This is a genomic window from Paraburkholderia sediminicola (genome assembly GCF_046026855.1).
GTDB classification, from domain to species: domain Bacteria; phylum Pseudomonadota; class Gammaproteobacteria; order Burkholderiales; family Burkholderiaceae; genus Paraburkholderia; species Paraburkholderia sediminicola_A.
Genome location: NZ_JAQQET010000004.1, coordinates 19,017 through 31,107 on the forward strand (window position 1 = coordinate 19,017; position 12,091 = coordinate 31,107).

The window sequence follows — 12,091 nt, forward strand, 5'->3', positions numbered from 1 at the left end:
GAATACTTTTCGACATATTTTTCGCAAGTAAAACGCGCCGCGCTCTGGACGAAGCGCGGCGCTCGCGGGGGGGGGGTTACGCGTTTGGCGCCGGAATTCTCACGGGTAGGGAGTAGGCCGCGGGTTTGTTGGCGACTTCGACTTGTCCGTGAATCCGCGCCTGATGGCCGTCGGCAAACATGTAGTACGGGAACGGACGGGCAGGTTCCGAGGCGGCGTCGAGCCGTGAGATCAACTCCGGCGCGAGCGTGAAATCGAGCGAGCCGAGCGACTCCTGTAACTGCTCCGGCCGGGTTGCGCCGACAATGATGCTCGACACGCCGCGCTTCTGATGCAACCAGTTAAGCGCGACTTGCGCCATCGGCCGCCCTGCCAGATTTGCAACGACCTCCAGTTCCGCGACGATGCGAAAGTTGCGCTCGGTCAGCTTGTCGAATCCCGGCGGCGGCGCACTGGCCATGCTCGCGAGGCGCCCGTTGCCGGAGGCATGGCTTGCCGCCGCGCCTTGCGAAGGACGGTATTTGCCCGACAGCATCCCCATGCCCAGCGGACTCCAGGGTACGAGCCCCATGCCCAGATTGGCGGCGAGATCGGCGAACTCGTTTTCGGCGTTGCGCTCGATCATCGAGTATTCGAGCTGCATCGCCGCGACCGGTTCGAAGCCGCGCCAGTCGGCAAGTGTCTGCGCGCGCCCGGCAAACCACGCGGGCGTATCCGACAGGCCGACGTAGCGGATCTTGCCAGCGCGCACCGCGTCGTCCATCGCGCGCATCACTTCGTCTACGGGCGTGACGCGATCCCACGTGTGCAGGTAATAGAGATCGATGTAGTCGGTGCCCAGACGCTTGAGCGAGCCGTCGAGCGCACGCAGCAAATTCTTGCGATGGTTGCCGCCCGCGTTCGGATTGCCGGTCTCGGCGTTGTAGCCGTATTTGGTGGCGATCACGACCCGGTCGCGTAGACCGCGCGCCGCAACGAATTTGCCGAGCCATTTTTCGCTGGTGCCTTCGGTGTACAGGTCGGCGGTATCGATGAAGTTGCCGCCGGTCTCCACATACAAGTCGAACAGACGTTGCGCTGATTGTTCGTCGGCACCCCAGCCCCATTCGGTACCGAAGGTCATCGTGCCGAGTGCGATCGGGCTCACGCGAAGGCCTGAGCGGCCGAGCAGGTTGTAGCGGTCCATCGTCATATCAGTCTCCTGGCGTGTCAGGCGGGAAGAATTGAATCGATGGAGCTATCGTGCGCCGATTTTTTACTTGGGAAAATGCCGTTTGTCTGCAAGGATTGTGAAGTGTGACTTAATAATGGAGGTCACGATGGACCCAGCCCAGTTGCCGGCGTTGATGGCGTTCGCGTGCGTGGCGCGCCACGGCAGCTTCACACACGCGGCCGCTGAAAACGGTGTGACGGCATCGGCGCTCTCGCAAAGCATCCGTTCGCTCGAGATGCAACTGAACGTGCGCCTGTTCAACCGGACCACCCGGCGTGTCGCTCTGACAGAGGCTGGCGCGCAGTTTCTCGCGCGCGTGCTGCCTGCGCTGGGTGATCTGGAGGCGGCCTTCGAGGCACTCGATGAAACCCGCGATCAGCCCGCCGGCACGCTGCGCATCAATTTGCCGAGGGTCGCGAGCGAGTTGCTGGTGCTGCCGCATCTGGTCGAGTTCACGCGCCGCTATCCGCAGATCCGTCTCGACCTGACACTCGACGATGGTTTCGCCGATATGGTCGGCGAAGGTTTCGACGCGGGTATCCGGCTCGGCGAACGGGTAGCGCAAGACATGGTGGCGGTACCGCTGGGTGGGGAGATCCGCATTGTCGTAGCCGGCTCGCCAGCATACTTCGAACGCTATCCAGCGCCGGTGACGCCTGCCGATCTCTCAGCTCACGATTGCCTGCATTACCGCTTCTCAACGAGCGGTGGCATCTATCGATGGGAGTTCGCACCGCCCGACGATCCGTCGCGCGTGTTTGAAGTCGAGACACGTGGGAGCCTCGTCACCAACGATCTGCACACGATGGTGCGGGCGGCGGAGCAGGGCGTGGGTCTCCTGCATGTGATCGACGATTACGTCGACGAACAACTCGAAGATGGCCGGTTGGTGCGTGTGCTGGACGCGTGGTGCCCGAGCTTTCCTGGTTTTTATCTGTACACGACGAGCCGTGCGCAGATGCCGTTCAAGTTGCGTGCGCTGATCGATTTCCTGAAGGAGAAGCGTGGGGTTCGGTAGACCTCGCGGGTTGCTTCGGCTTCATGCTGCGAGCCGTTGCCTCAGATAGGTCGTTGAGCGGCTCTCGTTGGTGCGCGCATCTTCAGTCGGCGGACCGCTCGCCACAGCAGAGCGATTGCGGATGGCGTCCATGTTGACGAACCGTATGCTCATTTCCTCACGCCAAAACATCGTCACCTGATGCCAGGTCGGTCAACGCGCGAGCCGCCGCCTATCATTGAAGAAGCTATCTGCGGCGCACGGTGCGGTGGATAACGGTCGCGCCAGGTCTGCCGCGGAAGATGGCTGTCTTAGCCCTTCTGAGAGTTCGCCATGGAAAACGCTGTCTATTGGAAAGGACGCCAGGTCGGAATCGAGTGTGCCGGCAGGATATTGTGGTTTGCGTCAGCACCGCAGGAAGCGATGTTGGCGTATGGCATGAAGCCGCCTGAGAACGTGATCGCTGAAGACGCTCTAGTTGTGCGCAATCTAGGCGTGACCGCGCGATCCGATCGATTGGATTTTGGCGATTGAGATGGGGCAACCGTGGTGGGTTAGTGCGGGCAGAGTTGGCGTTGAAGTAACGGCAGTCGGCGTTGACCGGGACGGAGGTAGTTGCGCCTCCGAGGATTTCAGAAAACAGGCGCAAGGATTAGCAGAAGGCAGGTAACAGAAAGCAAAAAGCCCAGTCACGAGGACTGGGCTTTTTGCTTGAATCTTGTGGTGCCGGAAAGAGGAATCGAACCCCCGACCTTCGCATTACGAATGCGCTGCTCTACCGTCTGAGCTATTCCGGCATCAGGAGAAACGAGATTATAGGGACTTTTTTAGGAACTTGGCAAGCCCTGGCGATTACTTTTTTGTTTCGAGATGGTAGCGGGTGACGCGGTCGACTTCGTTCTTCGAACCGAGGAATACCGCCACACGCTCGTGCAGGCTCTTCGGCTGGATGTCCAGAATACGCTTCTCGCCGTTGGTCGCGGCACCGCCCGCCTGCTCGACGATGAACGCCATCGGGTTCGCCTCGTACATCAGGCGGAGCTTGCCTGGCTTATCCGGCGTGCGCTTGTCCGCCGGATACATGAAGATGCCGCCGCGGTTCAAAATGCGGTGCACGTCGGCCACCATTGACGCGATCCAGCGCATGTTGAAGTCGCTCTGGCGCGAACCGTCGTTGCCGGCCTTCAACTCGCCGATGTATTTCTCGACCGGCGGATACCAGTGCCGCTCGTTCGAAGCGTTGATCGCGTATTCACGCGTTTCAACCGGAATGCGCATATCGCTTTGCGTGAGCACCCACGAACCCAGTTCGCGGTCGAGCGTGAAGCAATTCACGCCGTTGCCGGTGGTCAGCACCAGTACGGTTTGCGGGCCGTACACCGCATAACCTGCCGCAACCTGCTGGGTGCCGGGTTGCAGGAACGACTGTTCGGTGGGCTGCTGGCCGTCCGGGCAGCGCAGCACCGAGAAGATCGTGCCGATCGACACATTGACGTCGATGTTCGAGGAGCCGTCGAGCGGATCGAACACCAGCAGGTATTCGCCCTTCGGGTAATTGGCCGGGATCGGGAAGAACTGTTCCATTTCCTCGGACGCCATGCCCGCCAGGTTGCCACCCCATTCATTTGCTTCGAGCAGGATTTCGTTCGAGAGGATGTCGAGCTTCTTCTGCACTTCACCCTGGACATTCTCGCTGCCCGCCGTGCCGAGCGCGTCGCCCAGCGCGCCCTTGCTGACGTGGTAGCTGATCGCCTTGCACGCGCGCGCGACAACTTCGATCAAAAGGCGCAGGTCGGCCGGCAGGTTGTTGGTTTCGCGCTGCTGCTCGATCAGGTACTTCGTGAGAGTGGTACGACGTTGCAAAGCCATTGCTGTACTCCGGGGGCTTGAGGAATATCTCGATTTTAACCGCTCGCTGTGTCGGTTCCGTGCTTTTGAGGTGCAAGGGCGTGCGTTCGTCTTGCTGAGCGCTGTAAAGACCCATGAAATTCAGGCTTTGCGGCGAGCCTTAATAGCAGTGACGGTGCCGGCGAGGCGGGCGGCAAGCGCTGCGGCACGGGCGTGTTCGGCTGGGACTTTCGGCATTTTTGGCCGGTTCGCCTTGGGCATCGGCTCGATCTCGCGTTCGATCTGTTCGCCGGCGGCTGCGGTGGCGACGCGCAGGTCGTAGGCGATCTGCAGATTCAGCCAGAACGGCGCGCTCGCGCCAAAGTAGCGTGCGAGCCGCAGCGCGGTGTCAGCCGAGATGGCGCGCTTGCCACGCACGATGTCGTTGATGCGTGGCGCCGGCACGCGCAGCGCAAGTGCGAGCGCATTGACGGACATGCCGAGCGGCTCGAGGAACTCGTATCGCAGAATCTCTCCCGGATGGATCTCCGGGATGCTTTCGCCCGTGTCGATGTCGGTGAAATCGATGCTGTCCAGATCGGAGCGTTTGATGACCATGCCGGTCTCCCAATAATCAGTGATAGTCGACAATTTCGACATTCAGCGCTTCTCCGTCGACAAAATGAAAACAGATGCGCCACTGGGCGTTGATTCGAATGCTCCACTGCCCGCTGCGCTGACCTTGCAAGGCTTCGAGCCGGTTACCAGGCGGCGCATGCAGGTTGCGGATAGATCCGGCGGCATCGATCATTGACAGCTTGCGGCGTGCGAGCGCCTGCATGTGAAGCGGTAGCGAATGCACGAACTTGCCCTGAAAGATTGCCGCTGTAGCCTTGTCGCCGAATGTCGTGATCATGGGATGATATAACGCGATGCGTTAAACGTAAACCGTTAAATGAGTACGTTTACTTTCGCCCTGTCGAGCCGATACGAACAGTCGTCCAGTCGGCTAACGTTGACGTCCGCGCGTCGCCTCATGACGAAATTGATGGCGAAATTCAGGACGAAAAAAAGCCGGCAACGCGTGCCGGCTTTTCGATGCGCGAAGCGCTTTCAGATGAGCATCACGCCAACGCTTTTTCCACGATCTCGCGCACGTCGCGCGATTTCACCTGCGACGCCACTTTCTCCAGCGCCGCGCGCATGCCGTCACGCAGCGTCGGCGTAAAGCGGCGCCACAGTTCCAGCGAGCGGGCGAGGCGAGCGGCCACTTGCGGATTGATGGCGTCGAGCGCGATGACCTGATCAGCCCAGAACGCGTAGCCCGAGCCGTCTTCGGCGTGGAACTGCGCAGGGTTCGCCGCACAGAAACTGAAAATCAGCGAGCGCGCGCGGTTCGGGTTTTTCAGGTTGAATGCCGGGTGCGCCATGAGCCTGCGCACGATTTCAATCACCGGACGCTGTGCGCTGCCGCGTTGCGTGGCTTGTAAGGCAAACCATTTGTCGATGACAAGCGGTTCCTTTTCGAAGCGCCGGTAGAAGTCGTCCAGCGCCTGCTGCGCCTCCACGCTGCCGCCATTCGCCGCCGATGCATTGAGCAACGCCGAGAGCGCCGCCGAGCGGTCGGTCATGCTGTTGGCGGAGTCGTATTGCGCGGACGCGAGGCGCACGGTTTCAGCCGGATCGTCCAGTTCCGCGAGATACGACAACGCCAGGTTTTTCAACGCACGATGACCGGATGCCTCCGGCGTCGCCTCATAGGCACCTGGCGTGCGGTGCTTTTCGTACACGGCGAGCCAGTCTTTTCTGAGCGCATTCGCGAGGCGTTTGCGCACGAACTGCCGCGCGGCGTGTACGGCAGCCGGATTCGATTCGGCCATCTGTTCAGCCAGATAAGCTTCCGACGGCAGCATCAACGCCAGCTCGCGGAAAGCGGGCGAGAGCGTTTCGTCGGTCAGCACGCGGGCGAACGCCGCGACCACCGAGTCGTCGAGTTGTAGCGGCACGCCCGTGGCGGCGCGCCCGGCGAGTGTCAGCAGCTCGCGCGTGGCGAGCCGCTGGCCGGCTTCCCAGCGGTTGAACGGGTCGCTGTCGTGCGCGAGCAGGAACGCGAGCTGGTCGACCGGGTAGTCGTATTCGACGATCACCGGTGCGGAGAAATTGCGCAGCAGCGAGGGCAGCGGTTCCTGCGCGACGTTGACGAAGGTGAAGGTCTGTTCGGCCTGCGTGAATTCCAGCACGCGCGTGGTGGAGTCCGCAGCCCTGGTTTCGCCTTCCAGTTGCAGCGGCAGATCGCCGCCATCCTTGCCGATCAGACCGATCGCGAACGGAATCAGCAGCGGGCCCTTTTGCGTTTCGCGCGCGGCGGATACGCCTTCACCATAACCTTGCGTGAGCGTCACGCTGTAGCGTTGCTGCGCGGCGTCGTACTTCGTACGTACCGAGACGCGCGGCGTGCCGGCCTGGCTATACCAGCGCTCGAATTGCGCGAGATCTCGGCCGTTCGCATCAGCGAGCGCGTGACGGAAGTCGTCGCAGGTCACGGCTTGACCGTCGTGCCGCTTGAAGTACAGGTCCATGCCCTTGCGGAAGCCGTCACGGCCGAACAGTGTCTGATACATCCGTACGACTTCAGAGCCTTTTTCGTAGACCGTCATCGTGTAGAAGTTGTTGATCTCGACGTAGCTTTCCGGGCGCACCGGGTGTGCCATCGGCCCCGCGTCTTCGGCGAACTGCATCTGGCGCAGCACGCGCACGTCTTCGATACGTTTGGTGGCGCGTGCGGCTTCGTCCGTCGCGCCGCCCGCCATGTCGGCCGAGAACTCCTGATCGCGGAACACCGTCAGGCCTTCCTTCAGGCTCAGCTGGAACCAGTCGCGGCACGTCACGCGATTGCCGGTCCAGTTGTGGAAGTACTCGTGGCCGACCACCGCCTCGATGTTCGCGAAGTCGGTGTCCGTTGCCGTTTCGGGATTCGCCAGCACGTACTTCGTGTTGAAGATGTTGAGCCCCTTGTTCTCCATTGCGCCCATGTTGAAGTCGCTCACGGCGACGATCATGAAACGGTCCAGATCCAGTTCCAGCCCGAAGCGTTCCTCGTCCCAGCGGATCGAATGCTTCAGCGAATCCATCGCATGCTGCGTCTTGTCGAGATCGTGCGGTTCGACCCACACCTGCAGCAGCTTTTCCTTGCCCGAGCCGCTTTTTACGCGTTCTTCGAGTGCGACCAGCTTGCCCGCGACCAGCGCGAACAGATAGCTCGGCTTCCTGAACGGATCTTCCCAACGGGCGAAATGGCGGCCGTCCGGCAGATCGCCTTCTTCGAGCAGATTGCCGTTCGACAGCAGCACCGGGTAGTCGGCCTTGCTGGCGCGCAACGTGACCGTGAAGGTCGCCATTACGTCGGGACGGTCGAGGAAATAGGTGATACGGCGAAAGCCTTCCGCCTCGCACTGCGTGAAGAAGTTGCCGCCCGACACATACAGGCCCGACAGCGTGGTATTTTCCGCCGGATTGCAGATGCTGGTAAGCGTGAGCTCGAAGTTATCCGGCACGTTGTCGAGCGTGAGGCCGTGCTCGTGCGCATGCGCGTTGGCGAATGGGGCGCCGTCGATCGTGGCGCCGACGAACTCGAGTTGTTCGCCCATCAGTTCGAAATTCGAAGCTCGGGATGCGTCCGGGTTGCGGCGCACACGCATCGTGTTCCTGACGACGGTGCGTTCGGGGATCAGATCGAACTCCAGTGCGACGGTGTCGATCAGGAAGGCGGGCGGCGCGTAATCGGCGCGGCGGATCACATTGGGCGTTGCGGTATCGGCCATGGCGTTCTGTAGTGATGGGACTCGAGCCGTCACGCGTGCTTATGGCGCGCGAGCCGGGCTTGTCGAGCCATTGTACAAAGGCTCGGCGGATCGTGCGGAGCGAACTTTTTACCGAGTCGCCAGGTCAGCGTATTATCGGGCGCGCCACGCGCAGCAAAGCATGCGCGCAAACCAACCCGGTCAAGACTGGCGATAACAGGCAACCCGAGGTAGACCATGAAATTCGATCGATGGACCCGCCGCGCCACACTGCTGCTGGCCACGCTGACGGTGCTGCTGTCCGGCTGCACGACCTACGTGACCACTCAGGTCACGGCGTTCTCCGACTGGAGCGGCAATGACGCCACCCGTACGTATGCCTTTACGCGGGCAGCGGATCAGCAGAACAATCTCGAACTCACCACGTACGAGCGCCTGGTCGGCAACGAACTTGCCACGCACGCGTTCCGTCAGGTCGACACTTCCCAGGCGCGTTATCTGGTCGGACTGTCTTACGGGATTCGCTCGGACATGGTGACAGTCGCGCAGCCGGTGTATTACAACCCCTGGCCGGCGCCGTACTGGGGCCGGTCGTTCGATCCGTGGGGGCCGTGGGGTGCATGGGGTCCGTATCCGACTGCGTACGTGAATCAGAGCTACCCGATTTTCACGCACCTGCTCGGCGTGCGAATCACCGAGCGTGCTAGTGGCAAAGAGGTCTATAACGTGACGGCGCGCAACTCGGGTGGCGAGTCGTCGCTGGTGAGGGCCATGCCGTATCTGGCGCGCAGCGCGCTGGCCGATTTTCCGCTCGGCAACGGCGTGGTCCATACGGTGAAGATCCCTGTCGACAAGAACGGCGGAGCGTCGAACGAAGTCGCTACGACGGGCGCCGCGCCCGCGGCCGCACCGGCGGCAGCGTCGAGTGCGAAGGCCGTGCAGTAAACGCGAGCGGCGCGATCAACGTCATCCGCTGCGACGCAACAAAAAACGGCCCGGCAGGTCATCCCTGCCGGGCCGTTTTCATTCGCGCACAACGTGTGACGTGAGCGCTGCGTGAGTGATCTCGCTTAAACCCCGACGCCGAACAACGCCATCGTCCCCAGAATCACGAACATCACCGCGGCGATGGCGTGCACAGTTTTGGTCGGAAGCCGATGGGCGAAGCGGTCGCCGAGCAGGATCGCGGGCACGTTGGCGATCATCATGCCGAGCGTCGTGCCGGCCACCACGCCGAAGAAATCGTGAAAGCGCGCGGCGAGCGCCACGGTCGCAATCTGCGTCTTGTCGCCCATTTCGGCCAGGAAGAACGTCACGACGGTCGCGCCGAATACGCCGAAATGTGTGCGGCTGGTGTTAGCTTCTTCATCGTCGAGTTTGTCCGGTACGAGAATCCACAAGCCCATCGCAATGAACGACGCGGCGAGGGCCCACCGCATGATGGTCGGCGTGAGCAGCGTGCCGAGCCACGCGCCGAGTGCGCCGGCGCAGGCGTGATTGACGAGCGTAGCGGTCAGCACGCCCAGAATGATCGGCATCGGTTTGCGATAGCGGGCCGCGAGGACGAGCGAGAGCAGTTGCGTCTTGTCGCCGATCTCGGCGAGCGTGACCGCTCCGGTCGAAATGAGAAAAGCGTGATCCACGGTGTGTTGGTTCCCCGGGCCGAGATAAGAACGAGCGACGACCCACGACACCGCCGGGCCCTATTTCGGCGTGTGTGGATCATCAGTCTCGCCAGGCCAAAGGCTGCGGCTGCCATGGCCGTAAAGGCCAAGTTTGTTGACAGGCGCCCCCGCGAACCGCACGTTCGACGCACCCATATGACAGCGGTGCGGACATGCCGCGGGGCGGCTACTCCCCAATGAGGGACGGAGTATAGCAGGCGTGGCCGCGCGCCACCGCTACCCGTCAAAAATCGCGCTGCGGTAAGCGACCGTAAGTTGCGCGTGAGATTTGAACGACGCGCAGCGAATCACTCAGCAGATAGCGCCCGGCATATTGAAGTGTTCCGAAACGAAACACTTATTTCGAAAGTTAAATGAAAGTATCGGTGCGTGTTGGGGGAAGTCATTAACGTCCAGTCGGGCTGCGAAGCTCGCCGCAAGTGGCTTTGCGGGTCGATCACGCGCTGCGCAAGGGCCGCTGGGCCTGCATTTCGGTGTTGTCCAGTCAGCCGTCGTACGAGCGATACGGATACAGATGGATACGTCTTTTGTGGCTGATTTAATCCACAATCTTCAGTATGATTCCGGCGACCATAGGGAGCCTGAGACAATCCATCAGACCAATTGGCAAAGGCGCCTAAATAATCGGGGCCAAGTGCCGTTAAATCGCTGAACCCTATAAGAAGATTGGATTGACCCCCCGGCTGGAGACTGCTGTTCCGTGCGGCGCGTATGCTCTGACGGGTAGGTATTCCGTCAGGCGCTCTCAGCCTCTCCTCGCTTCTACGCGCGAACACCGATATGCCCGATCTGCACTGGACCATTCCGGTCGCTCGCTGGTCTAGCTGGCCTGCTGCCGCAACTGCTGCACCCGATATCGGTTTCATCGAGCCGATCGTGCGGCGTCGCCTGAGCACTTTGTCCAGAGTCGCCCTGAAGGTCGCGCATGATTGCGTGGCGCAAGACGAGGTGCGGGTCGTGTTTGCTTCACGCCACGGCGAATTGCGGCGCACTACGGACATTTTGCGCACCATCAGCGCGGGTGAACCGGTCTCGCCGACCGCCTTCAGTCTGTCGGTACTGAACGCAATGACGGGCGTGTTCGGCATCGCGCGCGGCGACCGTTCCGCTGCCAGCGCGATCTCGGCCGGCGCAGAGACGCTTGGCTATGCGCTGCTGGAGGCATATGCGCAATACGACACACAGCCCGGCTCGCCAGTGCTGCTGGTGTACGCTGATGAACCGGCCGATCCGGCGTATGGCACGATTGAAGACGAAGTGCAGGGTGGCGCGATCGCGATCCTGCTGAACGGTGAAGCGACTGCGGGGCAACTGGTTTGCACGTTGTCCGGCGCAGGTGGGCCGGACAACGTGCAGGGAGCAAGCCACACGGGCGAGGAAAGCGAGTCAGGCACGGAGGAAAGTTTCGCGAGCCAGAGCCAGGCACTGCTGCATTGTCTGGAAACGGGCCAGCCCGCCGTCTGGCAAAGCGCCGGCGCCGCATGGCATTGGAGGTTGCATGAACGCGCGATTTAATTACCTCTGGCGATTCTGCGCGACGGGCATGGCCTTCGTGGTGTTCGGCATCTGCGGTGTGCTGTTTTCGGTGCTGGTGTTCCCGTTTGCCTGGCTGTGGCCGCATCCGGCGTCGCGTCAGCGTGTGGTGACGACCGTGATTCACTGGTTCTTCCGCGCGCTGGTCGCAGTGTTGCGGCGCATCGGCGTAATGGAACTCGAAGTGTCGGGCGCGCAGGTATTGCGCGCCGGTGGCCCGGCGATCGTGGTTGCCAATCACCCGACGTACCTGGACGTGATGGTGCTGTTGTCGCTCACGCCGCGTGCCTGTTGCGTGGTGAAAAACGCGCACTGGGGCAACCCGTGTTTCTGGGGAATCGTGCGCTCGGCGGAATACGTGAGTAATGCCGATCCCTCGGAGCTCGTCGAAGCCGGCGCGCGGCAGCTCGCAGCAGGCTACACAATGATTATTTTCCCCGAAGGTACGCGCAGCCCGGCACCGAACCGCTTGCACGCCTTTTCACGCGGTTTCGCGCATATGGCGTTGAAGGTCGGCGCGCCGATCGTGCCGGTGTTGATGGATTGCGATCCGCCGGCGTTCACCAAGCAGATGCGCTGGTACGACGTGCCGGCGCGCGCTTTCCGGATACGCGTGAACGTGCTCGAGCCGCTTGGCGTCGAGCAACTTGCGGACCACGCCATTACACCGTCTCTCGCGGCGCGCAGCGTGACTAGCGCCATCGAAGCACATATTACTCAGCACCTGTTCGATTATGGATTCTTTAAAACTGGAAATTAAACAGCTTCTGATCGAAGCCCTCGATCTGGAAGACCTGAGTCCGGCCGATATCGACGACGACGCACCGTTGTTCGATACCGACGGCATCGGCCTCGACTCGATCGACGCGCTCGAGATCGGCATCGTGCTGCGCAAACAATACCAACTGACCATTGCAGCGAACGACGAACGCACCCGCGAACATTTCCGCTCAATCAGCACGCTGGCCGCACTGGTCGCGAGTCAACGCGAAACGGCGCATGCTGTGAACGAAACCACAAAAAAAGGGGATTAATC

13 protein-coding genes, 1 tRNA gene and 1 riboswitch are annotated in these 12,091 nt (G+C 61.5%); of the genes, 6 read left to right on the forward strand and 8 right to left on the reverse strand.

What is annotated here, in order from left to right:
• Positions 1-76: 76 nt before the first annotated feature.
• A complete protein-coding gene (locus PQR40_RS05460) occupies positions 77-1,192 on the reverse strand; it encodes an aldo/keto reductase (RefSeq protein WP_408508572.1) in 1,116 nt (371 codons plus the stop codon).
• A gap of 127 nt (positions 1,193-1,319) precedes the next feature.
• On the opposite strand from PQR40_RS05460, the gene PQR40_RS05465 reads away from it, so the two are divergent.
• Complete coding sequence (locus tag PQR40_RS05465) at positions 1,320-2,231, forward strand: LysR family transcriptional regulator (RefSeq protein WP_408333789.1); 912 nt, start codon at positions 1,320-1,322, stop codon at positions 2,229-2,231.
• A 21-nt stretch (positions 2,232-2,252) separates the two neighbouring features.
• Here PQR40_RS05465 and PQR40_RS05470 read toward each other — a convergent pair whose 3' ends face one another.
• Complete coding sequence (locus PQR40_RS05470; protein WP_408333792.1) at positions 2,253-2,384, reverse strand: hypothetical protein; 132 nt, start codon at positions 2,382-2,384, stop codon at positions 2,253-2,255.
• 159 nt (positions 2,385-2,543) lie between these two features.
• On the opposite strand from PQR40_RS05470, the gene PQR40_RS05475 reads away from it, so the two are divergent.
• The gene (locus tag PQR40_RS05475; RefSeq protein ID WP_408508573.1) at positions 2,544-2,744 is read left to right on the forward strand and encodes a hypothetical protein; all 201 of its coding nucleotides are present in this window, start codon (positions 2,544-2,546) and stop codon (positions 2,742-2,744) included.
• Between the two features lie 187 nt (positions 2,745-2,931).
• Here the strand turns inward: PQR40_RS05475 and PQR40_RS05480 are convergent.
• The 5 genes from PQR40_RS05480 to pepN form a co-directional block, all read right to left on the reverse strand.
• A tRNA-Thr gene (locus tag PQR40_RS05480) sits at positions 2,932-3,007 on the reverse strand.
• A 55-nt stretch (positions 3,008-3,062) separates the two neighbouring features.
• On the reverse strand, positions 3,063-4,079 hold the full coding sequence (locus PQR40_RS05485; RefSeq protein WP_408222480.1) for a class 1 fructose-bisphosphatase: 1,017 nt from the start codon (positions 4,077-4,079) through the stop codon (positions 3,063-3,065).
• 120 nt (positions 4,080-4,199) lie between these two features.
• A complete protein-coding gene (locus PQR40_RS05490) occupies positions 4,200-4,655 on the reverse strand; it encodes a HigA family addiction module antitoxin (RefSeq protein ID WP_408334094.1) in 456 nt (151 codons plus the stop codon).
• Positions 4,656-4,671: 16 nt separating this feature from the next.
• Complete coding sequence (locus PQR40_RS05495; protein WP_408388511.1) at positions 4,672-4,953, reverse strand: type II toxin-antitoxin system RelE/ParE family toxin; 282 nt, start codon at positions 4,951-4,953, stop codon at positions 4,672-4,674.
• A gap of 208 nt (positions 4,954-5,161) precedes the next feature.
• Positions 5,162-7,858: an aminopeptidase N gene (gene pepN / locus PQR40_RS05500; RefSeq protein ID WP_408508574.1), complete on the reverse strand. Its 2,697-nt coding sequence runs from the start codon at positions 7,856-7,858 to the stop codon at positions 5,162-5,164.
• Between the two features lie 216 nt (positions 7,859-8,074).
• Between pepN and PQR40_RS05505 the strand changes: the two genes are divergently transcribed.
• A complete protein-coding gene (locus PQR40_RS05505) occupies positions 8,075-8,782 on the forward strand; it encodes a DUF4136 domain-containing protein (protein ID WP_408508575.1) in 708 nt (235 codons plus the stop codon).
• A 125-nt stretch (positions 8,783-8,907) separates the two neighbouring features.
• On the opposite strand, the gene PQR40_RS05510 is transcribed toward PQR40_RS05505, so the two are convergent.
• A complete protein-coding gene (locus PQR40_RS05510; protein ID WP_408222473.1) occupies positions 8,908-9,480 on the reverse strand; it encodes a TMEM165/GDT1 family protein in 573 nt (190 codons plus the stop codon).
• Between the two features lie 11 nt (positions 9,481-9,491).
• Positions 9,492-9,709, reverse strand: a riboswitch (yybP-ykoY riboswitch).
• Between the two features lie 593 nt (positions 9,710-10,302).
• Between PQR40_RS05510 and PQR40_RS05515 the strand changes: the two genes are divergently transcribed.
• The 3 genes from PQR40_RS05515 to apeE are packed head-to-tail and all read left to right on the forward strand — an operon-like array spanning position 10,303 to position 12,089.
• Positions 10,303-11,037 (forward strand): beta-ketoacyl synthase chain length factor, encoded by a 735-nt coding sequence (locus PQR40_RS05515; protein WP_408508576.1) that lies wholly within the window; start codon positions 10,303-10,305, stop codon positions 11,035-11,037.
• Positions 11,021-11,815 (forward strand): lysophospholipid acyltransferase family protein, encoded by a 795-nt coding sequence (locus tag PQR40_RS05520; protein WP_408333801.1) that lies wholly within the window; start codon positions 11,021-11,023, stop codon positions 11,813-11,815. The genes PQR40_RS05515 and PQR40_RS05520 overlap by 17 nt, the downstream gene beginning before the upstream one ends.
• Positions 11,790-12,089 carry an ApeE family acyl carrier protein gene (gene apeE / locus PQR40_RS05525; RefSeq protein WP_408222468.1) on the forward strand — a complete coding sequence of 100 codons (300 nt, stop codon included), beginning with the start codon at positions 11,790-11,792 and terminating at the stop codon, positions 12,087-12,089. Before PQR40_RS05520 ends, apeE begins: the two co-directional genes overlap by 26 nt.
• Positions 12,090-12,091: the final 2 nt, after the last annotated feature.